The following is a 21,644-nucleotide window of genomic DNA, read 5'->3' on the forward strand; positions in this document are numbered from 1 at the left end:
GCGTGTGGATCTCGGTGCGAGCGATACGGTCCTTTTCGGCATCGGGCAGCACCGCGCCGATCTTGACCAAAGCCTCATCAGCGGCCCGGGCCATGGCCGCACCGCCAAAGGCACGCACCATGCGGGCGCCGGCGACCAGCGCCACGATCTCGTCACGCGTGAACATCAGCGGTGGAAGGTCGAAACCCTCCCTCATCATGTAGCCGACGCCCGCTTCCCCATCGATCGGCACTCCGGTCGACTGAAGGTCGGCTATGTCGCGATAGATGGTTCGCTCGGAAACCTCGAGCCATGTGCCAAGCTTCTGCGCGGTGACCAGACGGCCACCGCGCAAATGCTGCACGATCTGGAAGAGCCTGTCGGCGCGTCGCATCGTATGGTCCCTCGATGTTGTTCCTATGCATGTCGCCCAAAACCGGTTGGGCTGCATGCATCGTGTTCTTGCGCATGCCTTTATTCCGAAACCGCAGAACACTCGGCGGCATGCATCATGGTTTCAAGCCTTCGCACTTGCGCTGCGCGGCCACAAATTCCGCGCCGAAGGACAATTTCCTCGTTGTCGGCGTCATTGGCATCGAGCTCGCGCCAGAAAGGCGCGACATCGCTCAGCGTCATGCCGCGCCCGAGATACTCAATGGCTGCTTCGGCAACGGTACGCCGATGATAGCCGATCGCGACCGGGCATGTCACTTCGGCGCCACGTTCAAAGGGAAGCGCCGTGCGCAGCACGCGAACGTCCATCTCGACGCCTTCGGGAATCGAGCGGATGAATTCGTCGACCTGTTGCGCCGTCGGCACCAGCGTCGTCTGGTCTTCGACTCCATCTGCCACCGTGCGCGGGGCCGGTCTGATGCCGTTGACCCCCGGCGTGTTCAATCTGTCGGTCCAGCTCTTCATCGCTCGTCCTGTTCACCGCTCGCATCTATGGCATGGCGCTCCTGACACCATTCTGTCAGGAAGGTTCAGCATACTCCCTGGCGAACAGCGTCCGCATCTCGGCAAGTTCGCCGTTTCGTTCAGGATAGAGCGTCTTCAGGAAAGCCAGCGCGAAGGTGCCGGGCGCCGAACCTGGCGCGGAAACGATCTTGCCATCGGACACGGCATGCGGCACGTCCTGATAATTGTGATCGCCAGCATAGCCAGCAATGTGGCGATTGATCCAGTCACGGCCATTGCTGGTGTGCCTCGCCTTCTCGAACATGCCGGCTCGGGCCAGCGCCAGCGTTCCGGCGCAGATACCGCCGACGACACCATCCCGCATCGCAACGTCCCTGAGCAATTCCGCCACCTCGGGCGGCGCCTCGCCCGCCCATCGGTCGGAGCCAATGACGGCGATGGCATCGAGATCGGCATTTTCATCGGCGCCGGCCGAGCGGTCGGGCGTCAGCCGGAAACCGCTGATCCCGCTCACCGGCCTGCCATCGGGTGTCAGCGAAACCGCGCGGGCGCCGAACCATTCGACCGCCGAGGCGGCCAGCAGGCCATATTCCCAGTCGGCGAAGCCGTCTATGAAAAGAAGGCCAATTGTCTTCTGCTTGGGCATACGCTCGCTCCGTCCCTCGCGTGCCGGACTTATCATCTGGGCGTTGGGGCGCCTACATCCAACCGCTTTGCCGAAAAATTCGTCTCAATTGTCGCGAAGGCGACGTTCGGCATACATGTCCGGCCAGCCGATATCCTTGCGAATGTCCGCCGGCAGCGAGTTGATGAACCGCTGGGTGCGGATCTCGTTGCGCATCGTACGAATCTTGCCGACATAGTGCTGCATGCCGCGCAGAATGGTGGAACCGGTCATGGCTAGTCTCCTCTCTGTGAATGAAGACAGTATCGCACACCCCTCCTGACAGCAGTCTGTCAGGAGGATGGCAGGGCCTGGATAATAGTTGCGATCGGTGCGTTATCCCTGTGAAAGGTATCGTTTTCACTGCATCAGACCGCGGCCCGAAGCAGGTTTAGAAGGCCGAGATTGTTCACTAATGCAATGCCTGGTCATGATCCATTGTTCAGCCTTTGGCGACGGACTGTCAGGATACGTGGTCTCCAGCCCGGGATCCGAAGTTCTGATATGGAAGGAGAAAATTCTTCCCCAAAAACAGGGAGACGACCATGAGCCTTCAACTGACAGGAATTCACCATCTGACCGCCATCACCGCCAATGCGCGTGGAAATCTTCATTTCTATACAAGGGTGCTGGGTTTGCGGCTGGTCAAGAAGACGGTGAACCAGGACGATACCTCAGCCTACCACCTCTTCTATGCCGATGGCGAAGCGACGCCGGGCACCGACCTTACTTTCTTCGACTGGCCGGTCGGCCGCGAGCGACGCGGCACCCACAGCATTGTCCGGACCAGCCTCAGGGTTGGTGGCCAGGACAGCCTTGCCTGGTGGAAGCAACACTTGACTGACGAAAATATCGTCACGAGTGAGATTGCCGACATCGGTGGCTACGCCAGCCTGGATTTCGAGGACCCCGAGGGCCAGCGTCTGCGCCTCGTCAGCGATGACGGCAAGGGCGACAGCCGCCCCTGGGCGCAAAGCCGCGTGCCGGTCGAACACCAGATCCGCGGGCTCGGGCCGATCGTCATCAGCGTTCCCGACCTCACCAATACCGAAGCAGTGGTGACGCAAGTGATGAACATGCGCAAGGTCCGAGACTATGCCTCGCCGGAGGGCCAGGTTCAGGTCTTTGAAATGGGCGAGGGTGGGCCGGCGGCGGAATTGCACGTCCTGGTGCAGCCGGGACTGGCGCCGGCAAGGCAAGGTGCCGGTGCGGTTCATCACGTCGCCTTCAGGGCGCCGGACCAGGAGACGCTGCATCAATGGACGGCGCGGCTGGCCGAATTCCGTCTGCCGTCGAGCGGCGAGGTCGAGCGCTATTATTTCCGCTCCCTCTATTTCCGCGAGCCGAATGGCATCCTGTTCGAGATCGCCACTGACGGGCCGGGGTTCACCGCCGACGAACCGCTGGAGACGCTGGGCGAAAAGTTGGCCCTGCCGCCATTCCTGGAATCGAAGCGCGCTTCGATCGAGGCCGGCCTCAAGCCGCTGAAGTAGATCGTTCCCCGATCAAAGGCTGGCGCCGCGTTCCAGTCCGGATCGCGGCGCCTATTTTATTCGAGCGACGAACGACGCGCTTTGACAGCCGACCGCGATGCTGGTCAAAGGCGGCATGTCGAAACTCCTCGCCCTCGTCATCCTTGGCATCATGGTCATCCAGTTGATCAAGCCGCTCGGCTGGCCGGGGCTGAAACGGCGCAGCGACTTCTGGAAGCTGGCGCTCCTGGCCATGGCGGCCATTTCGATAACGGCCGTGCTTGGACATTGGACGTAGCGCAGTTCCAGGAAGGTGTCTGGCGGTTTCCCGCCTGGAATGCGCAGGATGGAATATCGGGCCGGCACGAGCCGGCGGCAATCACTCTTCGATCACGCAGCCGACGAGGTGCTCGGCCCAGGCCCGGTAACCGGCTTCCGATGCATGAAATCCGTCCGAGGCGAAGCCGGCTTCGGGATTGGTGATCGGCAAGCGCGGCGCCGGCACCGCACCGCGTTCGAGGCAAAGACGTTTGCCCATCCGGTTCATCTCACCGGCGCGAATTTCCAGGATCTTGCCGAGCAGCGGCGGCATGGCTGGCGCTTGCGTGAACTCCAGCACAGGAGACCACACCACGCGGGCCTCAGGCCATTTGGCGCGCAGGGCGTAGAGTAGACCGCCGAACGCCCTCTTGAAGCGGGGCACGGAGTGGAAATTCTTGGTGTCGTTGGTGCCAATGGCGAGCACGATATGCGTCCACGGATCGGCCGAGAGATTGGGCAGGACGTGGTCGCGGATCTGCCCCGACGTCGCCGAATTGAACCCGGCGGCGCGCCAGCGCACGGCGCGGCCGGTTCGCTGCGAGATCAGGACGGCCAGCTGCGCGGCCAGGCCATTCTCGGATTTTTCGATGCCGACCGAGGCGGCGGAGGAATCGCCCAGCACCAGCAGCCAGACCGCCGGCTGGCCGCCGGCTATCTCATGCATGACCGGGCCTTGCGCGGGCAGCATGCGCGAGGTGCGTCGGCGCACGCCAAGCCCCTGCCAGACATAGACAGGGAAGGCGAGCCAAGTGAGGAGAGCCGGAAAGCGTCGCATCGAGCAGCATTTAACGCATGTTGCGCCGGAGGTGAACGATCCTTGCACCGGTGGCGGACGCCTTCAAGCGTCCAATGTTCGATGGAATCGCTGAATGCCTAAGCCCTGTCCGCTTGCGACCTGTTTCCATACTGGTCATGCAGCCGCACCCAGTCCATCAAGGTTCTATAAGGCCCGGTCTCGTCGCGGCCTTTCGGCGCAAGGTCGAGATATTGATAGGCGCCGATCAGCTGTTCGCTGCCGCGGGCGCGCGACATGAAGGTCAGGAAGATGTCGCCGGTCTCGTCCCGGTAGAACACGGTGGTGCCCGGCAGGTCTTTCGATTTCAGAACGGGCGTCTCGAAATTGTAGATCGCTTCACCGGATGCGATCTGCTTGTCGGTGAACGACACCTGCATGTCGAAGTTGAAGTCCGAGGCATAGGATGAGACCCAGTCGAATTTCCAACCCATGCGCTCTCGGTAGGGCAGCAGCTCGGCAAGCGGCGCGCGTGACACCGCGACAAGCGACACGTCATGATGTCTCAGATGCTGGTTGGCGCCGTCCATGTGGTCGGCGACGAACGCACAGCTTTCGCAATGATGGGTCGACCCGGGCCCGAACACGAAATGATAGACGATCAGCTGGCTGCGGCCGGCGAACAGTTCGGCCAGGCATCTTGGACCCTGCTCGGTTTCGAAGACGTAGTCCTTTCTCACCTTCAGCCAAGGCAATTCGCGCCGTTCCGCCGCGATGCGCTCGCGAAATCGCGTCAATTCCTTCTCGCGCGCCAGATGCGCTTTGTGTGCCCGGAACCAATCCTCGCGTGAAACGACCTTGTTGCGATGCATGAACCTCTCCCTGGCTTCATCCCAAGGACGTTCGGGACGGGCATGAGCCGACATCGCGCCGGCTGCGCTGGAGAGAAATAGGGATGGAGGCGCTTCATCCCAAGTCCGGCGGAGCGCAGCAAAACCCGGGCGCATGGCCCGGGTCCGATAGAGACGGAAAACCGTGGTCAGGCAGCCTGCTCCAGGCTCGGCTTCCATTGTCCAAGCGCCGCCAGATGGTTCATGTGGGCACGGTGGGTGAAGGCGGCCTGACCCGCGGCAACATTGGATGCCTTGCCGCTCCAGGCCTTCTGCGGGGCAGCCTGCAGGGCGCGGCCATAGGAGAAGGTCAGCTTCCACGGATGCGGGCCGATGGCGTTGATGGCGTTGAGGTTGGCGGTCGCTTCCTCGTCCTCCTGGCCGCCGGAGAGGAAGGCGATGCCCGGCACCGCCGCCGGCACGGCCTCACGGAACAGTTTTATGGTCTTTTCCGCGACCTCTTCAGGGCTGCTCACCGCGCCCGACTTCCTGCCCGCCAGCACCATGTTGGGCTTCAGGATCGTGCCCTCGAGCACCACCCGGGCCGCGTAGAGCTCGTCGTAGAGCTTCGTCAGCGTCGCCCTCGAGATTTCATAGCACGTGTCGATGTCGTGGGCGCCGTCCATCAGCACTTCCGGCTCGACGATCGGCACGATGCCGGCTTCCTGGCAAAGGGCCGCATAGCGGGCGAGCGCATGGGTGTTCGCGCTGATCGAGGTGACCGACGGCACGCCCTTTGCCTTGTCGATGTCGATCACGGCACGCCATTTGGCGAAGCGGGCGCCGAGCTTGTAATAGTCGGCGAGCCGCTCGCGCAGGCCGTCGAGGCCCTCGGTGACCGTGTCGCCGGGAAAGCCGGCCAGGGGCTTGGCGCCGGCATCGACCTTGATTCCGGGGATGGCGCCTGAAGCCTTGATGATATCGACCAGCGGCGTGCCATCGGCCGCTTTCTGCCGAATAGTCTCGTCGTAAAGGATGACGCCGGAAATATACCTGGTCATGGCGTCACTGGTGCGGAACATCATCTCGCGGTAGTCGCGCCGGCTGTCCGCGGTCGATTCGACGCCGATGACGTCGAAGCGCTTCTTGATGGTTCCCGAGCTTTCGTCGGCGGCCAGCAGGCCCTTGCCGTTGGCCACCATCGCGGCGGCAATGTCTTCGAGACGTTCGCTCATCGTGCTACTCCTTGACGGTGTTGTTCTGCGCCTGACAGGACACTACCGCCAAAGGAATGACGCCGGAAAGCTCCAATCGATCGAAAGTCCCGGCAACGCCGCGCGCTCGCCTCGAGTTGATCGTCTCAACGCTTGAGCACGTCGACGCCCGGCAGCGGCTTGCCTTCCATCCATTCGAGGAAGGCGCCGCCGGCAGTCGAGACATAGGTGAAATCGTCGGCAACCCCGGCCTGGTTGAGCGCCGCCACGGTATCGCCGCCACCGGCCACCGAAACCAGCTTGCCGGCCTTGGTGCGCGCCGCCGCATGCCTGGCTGCCGCCATCGTCGCGCGATCGAAGGGTTCGATCTCGAACGCGCCGAGCGGCCCGTTCCAGACCAAGGTCGCGGCGCGGTCGATCCAGTCGGCAACGGCCCTCACGGTCTTTTCGCCGACATCGAGGATCATGCCATCCGCAGGCACGTCGGCGATGGCCACGGTTTCGCTGGCCGCGCCCCCCTTGAATTCCTTCGCCACGACGCCGTCGACGGGCAGGATGATGGCGCAGCCGGCCTCGGCCGCCTCGGTCATGATCTGCTTGGCGGTAGCGGCGAGGTCGTGCTCGCACAGCGACTTGCCGACATCGGTGCCGCGTGCGGCGAGAAAGGTGTTGGCCATGCCGCCGCCGATGACCAGCGCGTCGACTTTCTTGACCAGGTTCATCAGCAGGTCGATCTTGGTCGAGACCTTGGCGCCGCCGACGATGGCGACCACCGGGCGAACAGGATTTCCAAGGCCCTTCTCCAGCGCTTCCAGTTCGGCTTGCATGGTGCGGCCGGCAAAGGCTGGCAACAGATGCGCCAGTCCCTCGGTCGAGGAATGCGCCCGGTGGGCAGCGGAGAAGGCGTCGTTGACGAAGATATCGCCATTGGCGGCGAGCCGTTCGGTGAAGGCCGGGTCGTTCTTCTCCTCGGCCTTGTAGAAGCGGGTGTTCTCGAGCAGCAGCACGTCGCCCTTGTTCATGGCGGCGACCGCACTTCCCGCCGTGTCGCCGACGCAGTCGCCGGCAAAGCCCACGGGACGGCCAAGCACCTCGGCCGTCGCCCTGGCGATCGGCTCCAGCGAGAATTCCGGCGAGGGACCGTCCTTGGGCCGGCCGAAATGGGCGAGCAGGATGACCTTGGCGCCCTTGCCTGACAATTCAGCGATGGTCGGCGCGATGCGTTCGATGCGGGTCGTGTCGGTAACCTTGCCGTCAGCGACCGGAACGTTGAGGTCGACGCGCACCAGCACGCGCTTGCCATTGATGTTGCCGATATCGTCCAGTGTCTTGAAGCTGGCCATGCTGGTTCCTTTCGCTGAGAAATCGCCGGGACCATACCCCGCACCGACGACGATGCAAGACTTGGCTGGGGAGGGCGCGAAATTTTCAAGGCGAAGGCGTCGACGTCGCGAAGCGTCACGGCAGGCGGATGGGTGCGGCGCAAAGGATCGCCGTGTCAGCTTTCGGTCGTTGCCTTGTCCACCGCCGGCTCGGTTTTCTCGTCTGCGCGTGCCGCGGTGATCGGTGTTTCCACCGGCTTGCGCCAGGTTTGGACGAAAGCTTTGATCCGGTCGGCGATCTCGCCGGCGCTGAGGAAGACCGGTACCCGCGCCACGGGCGCGGTCGGTTCGAAGGAGAGGCCCAGGCCTGTGATCCTGCCCTTGTCGTCGACGTCACGCACGATCAGCTCGATCGGGCCGATCAGCACGCGGTCGGCGTATTCGACGTGGCCGCCGAGCCGCGCCGTGACCAGAGCGCCGACGGTGAGCTTCTGTTCCGCCTCGCTCAGGCCCGGCGCGTATGCGGCTTCCAGTTCGGCAGCGGAACGCGCCGGATCGACGGCGAAGGCGCCGAAGAAATCGGCGTCCTCGGGGTCGACGACGGCGCGGCTGGCGAACAGCTTGTCGAGCAGGCGTGGATAGCGGTCCGGCACGAAGATGTAGACCTGGTCGCCGGCGGCAAGCCTGCCCATGTCCTGGAAACGCATCGAGCGTCCATCGCGCAACACCAGCGAGGGCCGCGCCCAGCGAGGGATGCGCTCGCCGCGCGCCACCGGGCTGCCCGGCGCGACGCGGTAGGCGAGGAGTTCGTGATGGGCCGAGCCCGGCAGTTCGAGCTCGACCTTGTCCAGAGGTCCGAGCCGCGCCGGCACGATCAGGCCGAGACGGCGCGCCAGCGGACCAACGGTCCAGCCCTGGATGACGAGTGACACCAGGACGATGATGAAGGCGGCGTTGAAGATGGTGCGGCCATTCTCCAGCCCGCCGAGCAAGGGAGTGATGGCAAGCAGGATCGAGACGGCGCCGCGCAGGCCGACCCAGGAAACAAACGCGACTTCGGGGCGCGGCAGACGAAACGGGACCAGGCAAAGCCAGACCGCGATCGGCCGGGCGACGAACATCAGGAACAGGCCAAGCAGCACCGCCGGCACCATGATCGCCGGGAATTGCGAGGGCGTCGCGAACAGGCCGAGGATCAGGAACATGATGATCTGCGCCAGCCAGGACATGCCGTCTTGGAAGCGCTTGAGGATAGTGACGGCGCGGATGTCGGAATTACCCGCGACGAGACCGGCAAGATAGACCGCCAGGAAACCGGAGCCGCCGATGGCGCCGGCGGCGGCGAAGACCATCAGCGACAGGGTCAGCACGAAGATCGGCAGCAGGCCATGGTCGAGATTGAGCCGGTCGACGAGGCGCACGATGGCGAGGCCCCCCAGCACGCCGACAATGGCGCCCAGGCCCATGTTGATGAGGAAGCCGAGGACGAGGTTGGTGACCAGGACATTGGCCTCGGGGTCGGCATGGGCGGCTATGATCTCGACCAGGGTGATGGTCAGGAAGATGGCGATCGGATCGTTGGTGCCGGATTCCACCTCCAGCGTGGAGCGCACGCGCTCGCGCAGATTGATCTCGCCGGCGCGCAAAAGGAAGAACACGGCGGCCGCGTCGGTGGAGGCGACGGCGGCACCGAGCAGGAAGGATTCCAGCCAGGTGAGATCGAGCAGATAGTAGGCGGCGGCGCCGAACAGGCCGGTGGTGAGGATCACGCCGAATGTGGCCAGCGACAGCGCCGGCCCGGCTGCCTGCCGCAAGGCATTGAGCGGCGTGCCGAAGCCGGAATCGAACAGGATCACCGCCAGCGCCAGTGAGCCGGCAAAATAGGCGATGCGGGCGTTGTCGAACTCGATGCCGAGGCCATCGGTCCCGGTGGCGAGCCCGATGCAGAGAAACAGAAGCAGCAGCGGTGCGCCGAAGCGGAAGGCGATCAGGCTCGAAAACGCGGCGACGACGACAAGCGCGGTGCCCACCAGCGTGACGAGATAGATCGCATGCTCCATCCGTGACTTGTCCCCTGCCTCTTCTCTCGATTCAAGGAAGAGTGGGGCGAAGGCATGGCCGGCGCAAGGCGGGAGAGCGGTTTTTTGGCCGAAGCCCTACAAGTTCGTCGTCCTTCGGCTTAGCAGGAGCGAAGCGACGCCTTGCCGAGTATTCCGACGAAAAACGCCCGGACCAAGCCGGGCGTTTCAAGTCTCTGGAAGATGGGCCCGCGATCAGGCGATGGTCTTGCCGAAGGCGACCGCGGTATCGCCCATGCGATTGGAGAAGCCCCATTCATTGTCGTACCAGGACAGCACCGAAACGAAGTTGCCGTCCATCACCTTGGTCTGGTCGAGCGCCACGATCGAGGAGTGCGGGTCGTGGTTGAAGTCGATCGACACGTTCGGATGATGGGTAACCGACAGGATGCCCTTGAGCTTGCCATTGGAGGCGGCGATCACCGCCTCGTTGATCTCCTGCGCCGACGTCGAGCGCTTGGCGATGAACTTGAAGTCGACGAGCGAGACGTTCGGCGTCGGCACGCGGATCGAGATGCCGTCGAGCTTGCCCTTGAGCTCGGGCAGCACCAGGCCGATGGCCTTGGCGGCACCGGTCGAGGTCGGGATCTGCGAGAGTGCCGCGGCGCGGGCGCGGTAGAGATCCTTGTGCATGGTGTCCAGCGTCGGCTGGTCGCCGGTGTAGGAATGGATCGTCGTCATCATGCCCTTTTCGATGCCGACCGTCTCGTGCAGGACTGCGGCCAGCGGCGCCAGGCAATTGGTGGTGCAGGACGCGTTCGAGATGACGATGTGGTCCTTGTTCAGCTTGTCGTGATTGATGCCGTAGACGACGGTGAGGTCGGCGCCTTCACCGGGCGCCGAAACGAGGACGCGCTTGGCGCCGGCGGTCAGGTGTGCGGCTGCCTTGTCGCGGGCGGTGAAGATGCCGGTGCATTCGAGCGCGATGTCGACGCCGAGCTCCTTCCACGGCAGCTGGGTCGGATCCTTGATCGCGGTGACCTTGAACGTCTCCTTGCCGACGGTGATCTGGTCGCCGGAAACCGATACTTCGTGCGGGAAGCGGCCGTGTACGCTGTCGTAGCGCAGGAGGTGGGCGTTGGTTTCAACCGGGCCGAGGTCGTTGACGGCGACGACGTCGATGTCCTTGCGGCCGGATTCATGGATGGCGCGCAGGATGTTGCGGCCGATGCGGCCGAATCCGTTGATGGCAACTCTGACGGTCATTTTTCTCTCCTTGGGAGCTGGAGGGCAGACGATTGGTCCGCAGCTTCATAGCGGCGGAAGCGGAAAGAATCCAGCCGCGGCGACGTGGATTTAAATCGATTAGGTCAGGCCAGTCCGGCGGAACCGCTGTACGCGGTTTCGCCGAGCGTTCTTGTTTCATACATGTCGCTGTCCCAAAATCGAGATACACTTTTGGGCAACAAGCACGGCCTTACTTGCCATGCAGGCGGGCTTCCGCCGCCTTGGCGGCCGCCTCGGCGGTGATGCCGAAATGCGGATAGAGCTGCTCGATCGTTCCCGAGGCGCCGAAGCCGGTCATGCCGATGAAGATGCCATCGGAGCCGATGAGGTGATCCCAGCCCTGGCGGATGCCGGCTTCGATCGCCATCTTCACCTTCGCATTGCCGATCGTCTTGCGGCGGTAGTCCTCGCCCTGCTTATCGAAAAGTTCGAAGCAAGGAACCGAAACGACGCGGGTCGGATGGCCGTGCTTCTCCAGGAGGTCGCGGGCGCCGAGCGCGATCTCGACTTCCGAACCCGTGGCGAAGATCGTCACCGCGGCTTCGCCGCTGGCGGCGGCGAGCTCATAGGCGCCCTGGCTGCTCAGGTTCTTCTCTGTGAATTCGGTGCGCACGGTCGGCAGGTTCTGTCGGGTCAGCGCCAGCGTTGACGGCGTCTTTTCCGATTCAAGGGCCAACTGCCAGCATTCGGCGGTCTCGACCGCGTCCGCCGGACGGAACACGTTGTGGTTGGGGATGGCGCGCAGTGCCGCCACATGCTCGACCGGCTGATGGGTCGGGCCGTCTTCGCCGAGACCGATGGAATCATGGGTCATGACGAAGATCGAGCGGATGCCCATCAGCGAGGCCAGCCGCATCGAGGGGCGGGCGTAGTCGGAGAAGCACAGGAAAGTGCCGCCATAGGCGATCAGGCCGCCATGCAGCGTCAGCCCGTTGATGGCGGCAGCCATGCCGTGTTCGCGGATGCCGTAGTGGACATAGCGCTGGCCGTAGTCGTCCGGGGTGATGTTCTTGGTCTGGCTGGTCTTGGTGTTGTTGGAGCCGGTGAGATCGGCCGAGCCGCCGATGGTTTCGGGCACGGCGCCGTTGATGACTTCCAGCGCCATTTCGGAAGATTTGCGGGTGGCGACCTTCGGCTTGTCGGCGGAGAGCTTCTTTTTGTAGTCGGCAATGACGGCGTCGAAGTTGGACGGCAGCTTGCCGGCAACGCGGCGCTCGAACTCTGCCCTGAGCTTGGCGTCGGTCTTGGCGAGGCGACCTTCCCAGTCGGCGCGCGCCTCGGCGCCGGCCGTGCCGGCCGTGCGCCAGGCATCGAGGATGTCGGCTGGAACCTCGAAGGGGGGTGACTCCCAGTTGAAGAACTTGCGCGCGCCGGCGATCTCGTTGGCGCCGAGGGGCGAGCCGTGCGCCTTGTTGGTGCCGGCCTTGGTCGGGGCGCCGAAGCCGATGGTCGTCTTGCAGGCGATCATCGTCGGCTTGTCGGAATGGCGGGCGGCTTCGATCGCATAGGCGATGGCTTCCGGATCCGTGCCGTCGATGTGGCTGGCGTTCCAACCGGAAGCCTGGAAGCGCGCGACCTGGTCGGTATTGTCAGCCAGCGACACCGGGCCGTCGATCGAGATGTTGTTGTTGTCCCAGAACACGATCAGCTTGTTGAGCTTGAGGTGCCCGGCAAGCGCGATCGCCTCCTGGGAGACACCTTCCATCAGGCAGCCGTCGCCGGCCAGCACATAGGTGTAGTGGCTGACGAGGTCGTTGCCGAAGGCGGCGTTCATGATGCGCTCGCCGAGCGCGAACCCGACAGAATTGGCAAGGCCCTGGCCGAGCGGGCCGGTGGTCGTTTCGATGCCGGCGGCGTGGCCATATTCGGGATGGCCGGCGGTTTTCGAGCCCAACTGGCGGAAGTGCTTGATCTGGTCGATCGTCATGTCTTCGTAGCCGGTCAGGTAGAGCAGCGAGTAGAGCAGCATCGAGCCATGGCCGGCCGACAGGATGAAGCGGTCGCGGTCGGCCCAATGCGGCGCCTTGGCGTCGAATTTCAGGAAACGGGTGAACAGCACCGTGGCAATGTCGGCGCAGCCCATGGGCAGGCCGGGATGGCCGGAGTTCGCCTTCTCGACCGCGTCCATGGAGAGAAAGCGGATCGCATTGGCCATCCGGTCATGTTGTTCACGCGACGTCATGGTTCCTCCGGGGTGGGGTTCGGGGCCTTGGGAGAGCCCTTGAAAAACGTGCGCGACACATAGCAGGCGCGCACTTTTAGTCAACAAACCGGTGCGCATTTGCCGGCCTTGTGATGCCGCGGGCAGGCCTATATTAGCGTTAGCAGGGGACAGTCGCGAGAGCTTTGTTGACGTCGCCTTCACCCGGTGCCTAATGTTTCAGAGATAACGCGTTCTGAACGCGAGCGATTCGGTGATGGGCAGGGCACAGGACGAGGCCATGACCGGGGAAACGACACTCAAGGAAGTCATCGCAAGGCTGGGCAAGGCCATGGAAGGCCTGGAAAACGCCGTCGCGGCCAAGCTCGAGCATGAGCGCGATTATTCGGAAGCCGAGGCCGAGGTGCAGCGGATGAATGCCGACCGCTCGCGGCTGGCGCAGGAGCTCGACAGTTCCGAGGCGCGCGCCGAGCGGCTGGAGGATGCCAACAAGGAAGTGTCGCGACGACTGGTGACCGCCATGGAAACCATCCGCGCTGTGTTGGATAGGTAGGCTGATGGCACAGGTCACGGTTTCCATCGACGGCAAGCAGTATCGGATGGCCTGCGACGAAGGCCAGGAAGAGCATCTGATCGATCTCGCCGAGCGTTTCGACCGCTACGTCTCGCATCTGAAGGATTCATTCGGCGAGATCGGCGACCAGCGGCTGACGGTCATGGCCGGCATCATGGTCATGGATGAACTCTCGGAGCTGCAGAAGCGCGTCAAGGGCATGGAAAGCGAAGTGCTGACCTTGCGCAAGACCCGCGACGAGGCGCTGACCAAGGCCGACAAGAGCGACAGCGTGCTGACCAACGCGCTTGGCGCGCTGGCGCAGCGCATGGAAGATCTTGCGGCGACGCTGGCCGTCAACAAGGCATAAGCGGTCTCCTCGGAAATTCCTGCCGAACTTGGCGGCAAGAAGAGAAATTTTTTCGCGGGCGCGACGGGCGCCTGTGGCTTTAGGCATTTGTGGGTTGCCGCCGAGGTGTTAAAAAGATTTGAGCGCTCGCCAGCCGTTGCCGGCAACATTTCAAGGGTAGGGAAACAACATGAGCCTTCGCATCAACGATATCGCCCCGGATTTCACCGCCGAGACCACGCAAGGACCGATCAGCTTTCACCAGTGGATCGGTGACGGCTGGGCGGTGCTGTTCAGCCACCCGAAGAATTTCACTCCCGTCTGCACGACCGAGTTGGGCACGATGGCGGGGCTCGAGGGCGAGTTCAAGAAGCGCAACGTCAAGATCATCGGCATTTCGGTCGATCCGGTCGAAAGCCACGGCAAATGGCAGGACGATATCAAGACGGCGACCGGCCATTCGGTGAACTATCCGCTGATCGGCGACAAGGATCTCAAGGTCGCCAAGCTTTACGACATGCTGCCTGCCGGTGCCGGCGAGACCTCGGAAGGCCGCACGCCCGCCGACAATGCCACCGTGCGTTCGGTCTATGTCATTGGGCCCGACAAGAAGATCAAGCTGGTGCTGACCTATCCGATGACCACGGGCCGCAACTTTGACGAGATCCTGCGCGCGGTCGATTCCATGCAACTGACCGCCAAGCACCAGGTGGCGACGCCGGCGAACTGGAAACAGGGCGAGGACGTCATCATCACCGCGGCCGTTTCCAACGAGGACGCCATCAAGCGCTTCGGCGCCTACGAGACCATCCTGCCCTATCTCAGGAAGACCAAGCAGCCTTCCGCGTAAAGCGGCTCTCCGGTTCACGGAAACGGCGAACCATCTCTTTGTTTTTGCGCAATTCCTTGGGCAAAGCGCCACGCGCCTTTCCCGGGAAACCGCTTGGAATTGCTCCAGTTGCCTGGCCGGCATTTTTCGACTTCCGTCGCTTTTCTGGCAAGGCGTGCTTGACGGCAGGGCCCCGCTAGACAAGCATGCTCTTATGTTGCTCTGGCAGAGAAAATCATTCCTGTCTGGCTAACGGAGGGGACGTCGGATTGGACATAGGTTCGGCAAAGCCTGAGGTCACCGGTTTCCACGACAAGCCGACCGGCGCCATCCAGTATGTCGTCGCCGACCGGGTGACGAAGCGGTGTGCCATAATCGATCCGGTCCTCGACTTCGACGAGAAGTCCGGCGCAGTTTCGACAGCCAATGCCGATGCGCTGCTGGATTTCGTCAGGGCGGAGGGACTGAGCGTCGAATGGATTCTCGACACCCATCCGCATGCCGATCATTTCTCGGCCGCGCAGTACCTGAAGCAAAGGACCGCGGCGCCGACGGCGATCGGCGAGAGGATCGTCGAGGTCCAGAAATTGTGGAAGGCGATCTACAACTGGCCGGATTTCCCCGCCGACGGCTCGCAGTGGGACCGGCTGTTCGGCGACGGCGAGGTTTTTCGGGTGGGAACGCTTCCAGCAAGGGTGCTTTTCTCGCCCGGGCACACGCTGGCGTCGATCACCTATGTGATCGGGGATGCAGCCTTTGTTCACGACACGCTGTTCATGCCCGACAGCGGCACGGCAAGGACGGATTTTCCCGGCGGCAGCGCCGCGCGCCTGTGGCACTCGATCCAGGGCATTCTGGCCCTGCCGGAGGACACGCGCGTCTTTGTCGGCCATGATTATCAGCCCGGCGGGCGCCAGGCGTTATGGGAGAGCACGGTTGCCGCGCAGAAAGCCGACAACATACATCTTGCCGCCGCGCGCGGCGAGGCCGAATTCGTTGCCCTGCGCGAGGCGCGCGACCGGACATTGCCGATGCCGAGGCTGATCCTGCATGCGCTGCAGGTCAACATGAATGGCGGACGCCTGCCGGAACCGGAAGCCAATGGCCGACGGTATCTGAAATTTCCGCTGGATGGGCTTTGAAGCAATCACAGCACCCGCTGCGGTATACAAAAAGGCGGCGCCAGTCTCCTGACGCCGCCGTTTTATCTTGTTGCCGATGCCGGCTTTAAGCCGCCGGCTGCGCCTCGATGGTGCGCAGCGCCTGGGTCTGGCGCTTGGCGGCGGCCTTGACGGCATCCTGCACCTTCTCGAAAGCGCGCACTTCGATCTGGCGCACGCGCTCGCGGCTGATGTCGAACTCAGCCGACAGTTCTTCCAGGGTCAGCGGCTCATCGGCGAGGCGGCGCGCCTCGAAGATGCGCCGTTCGCGTTCGTTGAGCACCGCAAGAGCACCCGACAGCATGCCGCGCCGGTTTTCCAGCTCGTCCTGCTCGATCAGCATCTCTTCCTGGCTTTCGTGGTCGTCGACCAGCCAGTCCTGCCATTCGCCGGACTCGCCTTCCGTCGCCCGGATCGGCGCGTTGAGTGAGGCGTCGCCCGACAGGCGGCGGTTCATCGACACGACTTCCGCTTCCGAGACGTTCAGCCTCGTGGCGATTTCGGCGATCTGGTCGGGCTTGAGGTCGCCGTCGTCAAGCGCCTGAATCTTGCCCTTCACCTTGCGCAGGTTGAAGAACAGACGCTTCTGGTTGGCGGTCGTGCCCATCTTGACCAGGCTCCACGAGCGCAGGATGTATTCCTGGATCGAGGCCTTGATCCACCACATGGCGTAGGTCGCGAGGCGGAAGCCACGCTCTGGCTCGAATTTCTTGACGGCCTGCATCAGGCCGACATTGCCTTCCGAGATCACTTCGCCAATCGGCAGGCCGTAGCCGCGATAGCCCATGGCGATCTTGGCGACGAGCCGCAAATGGCTGGTGACGAGCTTGTGCGCTGCGGAAGTGTCCTCATGCTCGGCATAACGCTTGGCGAGCATGTACTCTTCTTGCGGCTGAAGCATCGGAAAGCGGCGGATCTCTTCCAGGTAGCGGCTGAGGCCGCCTTCGCCGGAAACGATACTGGGTAGTGACTGGGCCATGATAGCGCCCCCTCTCTATTGGAGTGATGCCCCCGAAACGCGGCGGGCATGTGACGCGAGCACCAAAGGCTCGCTCGCGACATCAGATATATACAGGAACAAAACCAGAAAAGACAGGCATTTGTTCAACACGAAACAGTGTGTCACGCTGAAGTGAACAACGCCAGTCAGGTTTTTTGATGGTTGATTTGAAGCTTGCCGGGCGGCGGATTCAGAGACTGCGAAAGCCGCCGACGAGTTCCTCCATGTCCCTCGGTATCGGTGCCTCGAACCTCATCGATAGATGGGTAGTCGGATGGCGAAATTCAAGGAGCCAGGCGTGCAAAGCTTGCCGGGAGAAGGCCTTGACCTGGCTTCTCAGCGGTTCGGGCAACCGGTTGGCCTTGGTGCGAAAGGCTTGGCCGTAATCGGGATCACCGAGTACCGGATGACCGATATGGGCCATGTGGACGCGGATCTGATGGGTGCGGCCGGTCTCCAGGCGACATTCGACCAGACTTGCGGTCGCGAATTCCTTTTGGTTTTCGCCGAAGCGCTCCTGCACCGCAAAATGGGTGACGGCGCGGCGGGCATCGTCGCGTCCTTCGGGTACTACGGCGCGACGCACACGGTCGGCGGCGCGGCCGAGTGGGGCATCCACCGTTCCGGCCGGCCGCTGCGGTATGCCCCAGACCAGCGCCAGGTAGGCGCGCTCGAGATCGCCTGTCAGGCCGTGATCGGCAAAGGCCTCCGAAAGCGCCTTGTGGGCGCGGTCGGTCTTGGCCACGACCATGACGCCGCTGGTTTGCTTGTCGAGGCGATGAACGATGCCCGGCCGGCGCACGCCGCCGATGCCGGACAGGCTGTCGCCGCAATGATGGATTAGCGCATTGACCAGCGTGCCGGTCCAATTGCCGGCGCCGGGATGGACGACAAGCCCGGCGGGTTTGTTGATGACGATCAGTTCGTCATCTTCATAGAGGATATCGAGGGCGATGTTTTCCCCCTGTGGCTCCGCCGGTTCCGGCTCCGGCATGGCGACCGAGACAGTTTCGCCCGGCGACATCTTGCACTTGGTCTCGACAACGGCCTTGCCGTCGACCAAGACCGCGCCCTGCCTGATCAGCATCTGCACGCGGCTGCGCGACATTTCCGGGCCGAGCCTGCCTGCCAGCCACTGATCGATGCGCTGGCCGGCATCGTCGGCGCCGGCCACGAGCACGATCGGTTCTGCCTGCATGAATTGGTCCTCTATCAATCCGGGGGCCTCTTCGTTATGAGCGCTCATCGAGAATCGTTCCGGAATGTTTGCCATGGCCCGCCCCGCCGCCGACGAAGACGCCGTTGTTGAAGGCGGGGAAAAGCCGCTCAACCCCGAGATCGAAAAGGTGCGCGGCAGGCTCATCCGCTTCATGGCCATCAATCTCGGCCTGCTCTTGCTGGCCCTTATGGTGGTGATCGCGGCGATTGTCTACAAATCACGCAAGGCAGCGCCGGTGAGCCCGCCGCTGGCCGGCGACATCCAGGTGCCCGCCGGCGAACCGCTCAGCGGAGACATCGTGCTGCCGGTCGGCGCCAGGGTGGTCAGCCAGTCGCTATCCGGCAATCGCGTCTCGATCGACGCCGAACTTGTCGATGGCAGCCGCACGATCTTCGTCTACGATATGGGCGAGCGGCGCATAATCGGCCGCTTCGCGATCCGCAACAAATGAAGCCCGGCGCGCAATGACCGGCTTTGCCGAAAACCGTCATATCGCCACCGTTGCGCTGGTCGTCGACAGCTATGACGAAGCAATCGACTGGTATGTCGAGCGAATGGGCTTTGTGCTCCTGGAGAATGTGGACCTTGGCGGCGGCAAGCGCTGGGTGACGGTCGCGCCGGCCAGCGGGCGCGGCGCGCGGCTGCTTCTGGCCCAGGCCTCCGACGAGGCACAAAGGAAGAGCATCGGCAACCAGACCGGCGGGCGGGTTTTTCTCTTCCTGGAAACCGACAACTTTGCCCGCGATCATGCGGCGATGGTGGCGAAGGGCGTCGAATTTCGCGAGCCACCGCGCTTGGAGCCCTACGGCACGGTGGCGGTTTTCGCCGATCTCCACGGCAATCTATGGGACCTGATCGAGCCAAAAGGCTAGCAGCAGCCAGCTTTTTCTTGATCCCGGGAAAGCCGGCGGACCCCAGTTGCTTTTTCTCCGCCGCCAGCCTATATCGCCGGTTCTTGAACGCGCCCATCGTCTAGCGGTCAGGACACCGCCCTCTCACGGCGGGAACAGGGGTTCGATTCCCCTTGGGCGTACCAAGAAGGCGACGGCTCAGCCGTTGATGATCCCTCCAGCATCAAACAATGTTCAAGGCCTCCGCGGAAGCTTCGTCATATGCGCGCATATGACCGCATGGAGCGCTGGCAAAAGCCGGGCTCGGAGCTATGGCATGGCGGCTTCGATTAACGTTTCGTTTACCTATAATCTGTCTATTGGAGACAATTCACCCGCGACCACGGATGTACTGGCGCTGCGGTGAAAACAAAGGTCGGCCCACTGCCGGCCTTTTGTTTTTTGGCCGGCCGCTGCGGGCGGGGCTGCCTCCAATGCTTTCGGCAAGAGCTTTCGCCAAAGCATATTGCCCTTGCCATCTCCAGCCCTACCATCAATCCTGACGATCGCACGCGGGCGGCCGGAAGGGTCGACGGTGGAGGAATTGCAATGAAAAGAACCGCTGGAATGCTCCTGATTAGCGGCGCATTGGCGATTGGCGCCACCTGCCCATCGGCTGCCGCCCAGCTCAACACGATGGAGGAAGTTGGCACGGCGATCCAGGCATGCTGGACGCCGCCGGTGGATGCCGGAAATTCCATCGTCACGCTGAGCTTCAGCTTCAAGCGCGACGGCACGCTGCTTGGTCCGCCACGGCCGACCGCCGCCAAGGTGGCCGGCGACGACAAGGCGCGAAAGTCGTTCATCGACGCCGCAATGACCGCAGTGAAGGATTGCACGCCGCTCAGCCTTTCGCCGCAACTGGCGCAAGGGATTGCCGGCAACGTGTTCACCTTGCAATTCGTCTCTCCCAAGATCGGCCAATAGCTGTTTCCGCCGTGCAGGGCGCGCCGCAGCTTAATGTGCTAGCGCCGTTCGGCGTTCGGCGGATCGCCGATCCCGCTTCCATTTTTTACGCAATTCCTGCCGGAAAACATCTGCCAGGGTCAGCGAGCCGCTCAGGTAGCTACTACCAAACCATCTCGCCCAGCACCGCCCTCATCGGTCAGTGGCTGGTACGCCGCGCCTCGGCGTGCCGCGCCAGGTCGGGTGTCTCGAAGACGTAGTCGTTCCAGGCCGATTCCGGGATTTGCCCGGCCAGATAGCATTCCAGCAGCAGGTTTTGCTCGGCGCTCAGGGGCCTCGGGTCAAGTCCCAGGGAATGAAAAAGATTTCTTGTCAGTTCCGATACCGTGACCTGGATCGACATCTGCGTTCTCCTTCGCGCTTCAACGCGAAAGGTCGGACAAAGGTTTCAGGACCGGATGCCGATAACGCCGGAGTGATCCGGCAGGCCTGCCAGCCGTCGGTCCAGCTGCATTGTTTTGCAGTTCGTCTCAATCTCGAAATAAAAATGCAATATTGAATTCACAGGGGTTCTTCTATTAAACTAGAGACAAGTCTCTCAATGCATGGAGACTAGAAAGTTTAGATAAAACTCATTTAGCGAAAGCTTACCGAAGTCGAAAGAGTTGTCATTCCAGGTTCTCAGCAACAAGGGCCGCGTCCTTCCGATGATCCGTTTCTGGTCCCCCATGATGATCGCGCTCGTCACCCTGACCGTGCTCGCGCTCGGCATGTCCAGTTCTTATGCCGACAGTTGCAGTGCAATAAGAAATCAGTTGTCTTCGGCCGGCCGTGGCGGCGGCACGAGCCCCGAGCTTGCCCAGTTGCACCGCCAGCTTGCCGCGATCCAAGGCATCGAGAGGCAGCGCAAGTGTACGGCGAAAAATTCCCTCGGTGGTTTCTTCAACGCATGCGCCGATCTTGCCAGGAACAGGAGCGAGGTGCAGCGCCAGATCGCTGCGGCCTCCAATTCAGGCCGGGACATGTCGGGGCTGCGGGCACGTTTTGTCGCGCTTGGCTGCGCGCCAGCGGCAAAGCGCGCGGCGGCGAAGACCCAATCGGTGTCTGCGGCGGCGCCAGGGGCGAGGGCAACGGGCGCCGGCAACGCGATGCTGTTCTGCGTGCGCCTTTCGGATGGATATTTCTTCCCAGCACCCAAGTCGCAGTTCGCCGGCAGCGACGATGTGAAGGATATGGCCGATCAATGCCGCTACATCTGCGACGAGCCGGGCGTCGACCTCTATACGCTCAGCGACGTCAGCCTCGAAACCGAAAAGATGGTCTCTCTCGACACGCGCAAGCCCTACACCGATCTGCCGACCGCATTCCGCTACCGCGACGACGTCAATTTCAAGGCATGTGACCTAAAACGCTACTACAGCAGGGTCGCCGAATTGAGGGCCCGAACGGTAACGCCCACAAACATGACCAATGCCATCATCCCCTTGCCGTCGGCCAAGCCGGACCTCGGCAGCGTCGCGGCAATTCCCGCGGCGGACGCCGAAGCCTCCGGGGCGGCCCAGCATCAGTCGATAGAGGCCGGCAAGCGGCCGGTGAGAATAGTCGGCCCGGCCTTCTTCCCAGCCGAATGATCATCCGCCCCCGGTTGTAGGCGCCGGTTTCTCAGCCAAGGTCAGTTTTGGGTGGCACCCATCAGTCGCAGACCATGCGAACCCTCTTTCCGGGTTCGCTGACATTCCTGCATGCCAGGGGCTTTTCCTCATCGGAGGACGGCGGAGGTGGCCTCGAAACTCTTGAAAGATGACGTCTCGGTGCGGCG

24 protein-coding genes and 1 tRNA gene are annotated in these 21,644 nt (G+C 62.9%); 11 read left to right on the forward strand and 14 right to left on the reverse strand.

The window, feature by feature from the left end; genetic code table 11:
- From FJ973_RS26480 to FJ973_RS26495, 4 genes are all read right to left on the reverse strand, one after another.
- Positions 1-373 (reverse strand): HTH domain-containing protein (locus FJ973_RS26480; protein ID WP_127307964.1); only part of this gene is annotated, 373 nt, incomplete at its 3' end.
- Between the two features lie 80 nt (positions 374-453).
- Positions 454-897 carry a hypothetical protein gene (locus tag FJ973_RS26485; protein ID WP_224655904.1) on the reverse strand — a complete coding sequence of 148 codons (444 nt, stop codon included), beginning with the start codon at positions 895-897 and terminating at the stop codon, positions 454-456.
- Positions 898-952: 55 nt separating this feature from the next.
- Positions 953-1,543 (reverse strand): DJ-1/PfpI family protein, encoded by a 591-nt coding sequence (locus FJ973_RS26490; RefSeq protein WP_140517872.1) that lies wholly within the window; start codon positions 1,541-1,543, stop codon positions 953-955.
- 84 nt (positions 1,544-1,627) lie between these two features.
- Positions 1,628-1,795 carry a hypothetical protein gene (locus tag FJ973_RS26495; RefSeq protein ID WP_140500534.1) on the reverse strand — a complete coding sequence of 56 codons (168 nt, stop codon included), beginning with the start codon at positions 1,793-1,795 and terminating at the stop codon, positions 1,628-1,630.
- Between the two features lie 311 nt (positions 1,796-2,106).
- On the opposite strand from FJ973_RS26495, the gene FJ973_RS26500 reads away from it, so the two are divergent.
- Together FJ973_RS26500 and FJ973_RS26505 are read left to right on the forward strand one after the other, a co-directional pair.
- The gene (locus FJ973_RS26500; RefSeq protein ID WP_140517873.1) at positions 2,107-3,054 is read left to right on the forward strand and encodes a ring-cleaving dioxygenase; all 948 of its coding nucleotides are present in this window, start codon (positions 2,107-2,109) and stop codon (positions 3,052-3,054) included.
- Between the two features lie 97 nt (positions 3,055-3,151).
- Positions 3,152-3,331, forward strand: a complete 180-nt coding sequence (locus FJ973_RS26505) for a hypothetical protein (protein ID WP_181165425.1) — start codon at positions 3,152-3,154, stop codon at positions 3,329-3,331.
- Between the two features lie 81 nt (positions 3,332-3,412).
- Here the strand turns inward: FJ973_RS26505 and FJ973_RS26510 are convergent, their stop codons facing one another.
- The 7 genes from FJ973_RS26510 to tkt form a co-directional block, all read right to left on the reverse strand.
- Positions 3,413-4,129 carry an SGNH/GDSL hydrolase family protein gene (locus FJ973_RS26510; RefSeq protein ID WP_140500537.1) on the reverse strand — a complete coding sequence of 239 codons (717 nt, stop codon included), beginning with the start codon at positions 4,127-4,129 and terminating at the stop codon, positions 3,413-3,415.
- 98 nt (positions 4,130-4,227) lie between these two features.
- Positions 4,228-4,959 (reverse strand): thioredoxin family protein, encoded by a 732-nt coding sequence (locus tag FJ973_RS26515; RefSeq protein ID WP_140517874.1) that lies wholly within the window; start codon positions 4,957-4,959, stop codon positions 4,228-4,230.
- 167 nt (positions 4,960-5,126) lie between these two features.
- Positions 5,127-6,152, reverse strand: coding sequence for a class I fructose-bisphosphate aldolase (locus FJ973_RS26520; RefSeq protein WP_140558417.1), 1,026 nt, complete (start codon positions 6,150-6,152; stop codon positions 5,127-5,129).
- Positions 6,153-6,277: 125 nt separating this feature from the next.
- Positions 6,278-7,474 (reverse strand): phosphoglycerate kinase, encoded by a 1,197-nt coding sequence (locus tag FJ973_RS26525; RefSeq protein WP_140558418.1) that lies wholly within the window; start codon positions 7,472-7,474, stop codon positions 6,278-6,280.
- Between the two features lie 155 nt (positions 7,475-7,629).
- Entirely contained in the window at positions 7,630-9,513 is a 1,884-nt protein-coding gene (locus FJ973_RS26530) for a potassium/proton antiporter (RefSeq protein WP_140558420.1), read from the reverse strand.
- A gap of 213 nt (positions 9,514-9,726) precedes the next feature.
- Positions 9,727-10,737 (reverse strand): type I glyceraldehyde-3-phosphate dehydrogenase, encoded by a 1,011-nt coding sequence (gene gap / locus FJ973_RS26535; RefSeq protein ID WP_140500546.1) that lies wholly within the window; start codon positions 10,735-10,737, stop codon positions 9,727-9,729.
- Between the two features lie 211 nt (positions 10,738-10,948).
- Entirely contained in the window at positions 10,949-12,940 is a 1,992-nt protein-coding gene (tkt, locus tag FJ973_RS26540) for a transketolase (RefSeq protein ID WP_140558421.1), read from the reverse strand.
- 259 nt (positions 12,941-13,199) lie between these two features.
- Here tkt and FJ973_RS26545 point away from each other — a divergent pair, with 259 nt between their 5' ends.
- The 4 genes from FJ973_RS26545 (at position 13,200) to FJ973_RS26560 (ending at position 15,792) form a co-directional block, all read left to right on the forward strand.
- Positions 13,200-13,472 (forward strand): DUF4164 domain-containing protein, encoded by a 273-nt coding sequence (locus tag FJ973_RS26545; protein WP_140500550.1) that lies wholly within the window; start codon positions 13,200-13,202, stop codon positions 13,470-13,472.
- Between the two features lie 4 nt (positions 13,473-13,476).
- On the forward strand, positions 13,477-13,842 hold the full coding sequence (locus FJ973_RS26550; protein WP_140500552.1) for a cell division protein ZapA: 366 nt from the start codon (positions 13,477-13,479) through the stop codon (positions 13,840-13,842).
- A 169-nt stretch (positions 13,843-14,011) separates the two neighbouring features.
- Entirely contained in the window at positions 14,012-14,671 is a 660-nt protein-coding gene (locus FJ973_RS26555; RefSeq protein ID WP_140500553.1) for a peroxiredoxin, read from the forward strand.
- 248 nt (positions 14,672-14,919) lie between these two features.
- Positions 14,920-15,792: an MBL fold metallo-hydrolase gene (locus tag FJ973_RS26560; RefSeq protein WP_140500555.1), complete on the forward strand. Its 873-nt coding sequence runs from the start codon at positions 14,920-14,922 to the stop codon at positions 15,790-15,792.
- A gap of 85 nt (positions 15,793-15,877) precedes the next feature.
- On the opposite strand, the gene rpoH is transcribed toward FJ973_RS26560, so the two are convergent.
- Positions 15,878-16,789, reverse strand: a complete 912-nt coding sequence (gene rpoH / locus FJ973_RS26565) for an RNA polymerase sigma factor RpoH (RefSeq protein ID WP_027023478.1) — start codon at positions 16,787-16,789, stop codon at positions 15,878-15,880.
- Between the two features lie 211 nt (positions 16,790-17,000).
- The gene (locus FJ973_RS26570; RefSeq protein WP_140500557.1) at positions 17,001-18,056 is read right to left on the reverse strand and encodes an RluA family pseudouridine synthase; all 1,056 of its coding nucleotides are present in this window, start codon (positions 18,054-18,056) and stop codon (positions 17,001-17,003) included.
- A gap of 25 nt (positions 18,057-18,081) precedes the next feature.
- Here FJ973_RS26570 and FJ973_RS26575 point away from each other — a divergent pair, with 25 nt between their 5' ends.
- The 4 genes from FJ973_RS26575 to FJ973_RS26590 all read left to right on the forward strand — a co-directional run bounded on the left by FJ973_RS26575 (position 18,082) and on the right by FJ973_RS26590 (position 19,846).
- On the forward strand, positions 18,082-18,480 hold the full coding sequence (locus FJ973_RS26575; protein WP_140500558.1) for a fimbrial protein: 399 nt from the start codon (positions 18,082-18,084) through the stop codon (positions 18,478-18,480).
- Between the two features lie 13 nt (positions 18,481-18,493).
- Complete coding sequence (locus FJ973_RS26580; protein WP_140558423.1) at positions 18,494-18,901, forward strand: VOC family protein; 408 nt, start codon at positions 18,494-18,496, stop codon at positions 18,899-18,901.
- An 89-nt stretch (positions 18,902-18,990) separates the two neighbouring features.
- Positions 18,991-19,065: transfer RNA gene (locus FJ973_RS26585), tRNA-Glu, on the forward strand.
- Positions 19,066-19,468: 403 nt separating this feature from the next.
- Positions 19,469-19,846: a hypothetical protein gene (locus FJ973_RS26590; protein ID WP_140558424.1), complete on the forward strand. Its 378-nt coding sequence runs from the start codon at positions 19,469-19,471 to the stop codon at positions 19,844-19,846.
- A 178-nt stretch (positions 19,847-20,024) separates the two neighbouring features.
- On the opposite strand, the gene FJ973_RS26595 is transcribed toward FJ973_RS26590, so the two are convergent.
- A complete protein-coding gene (locus FJ973_RS26595; RefSeq protein ID WP_140500562.1) occupies positions 20,025-20,228 on the reverse strand; it encodes a hypothetical protein in 204 nt (67 codons plus the stop codon).
- A 262-nt stretch (positions 20,229-20,490) separates the two neighbouring features.
- Between FJ973_RS26595 and FJ973_RS26600 the strand changes: the two genes are divergently transcribed.
- Positions 20,491-21,456: a DUF2865 domain-containing protein gene (locus FJ973_RS26600; RefSeq protein ID WP_224704194.1), complete on the forward strand. Its 966-nt coding sequence runs from the start codon at positions 20,491-20,493 to the stop codon at positions 21,454-21,456.
- Positions 21,457-21,644 lie beyond the last annotated feature (188 nt).

The organism is Mesorhizobium sp. B2-1-3, assembly GCF_006442495.1.
Classification (GTDB): domain Bacteria; phylum Pseudomonadota; class Alphaproteobacteria; order Rhizobiales; family Rhizobiaceae; genus Mesorhizobium.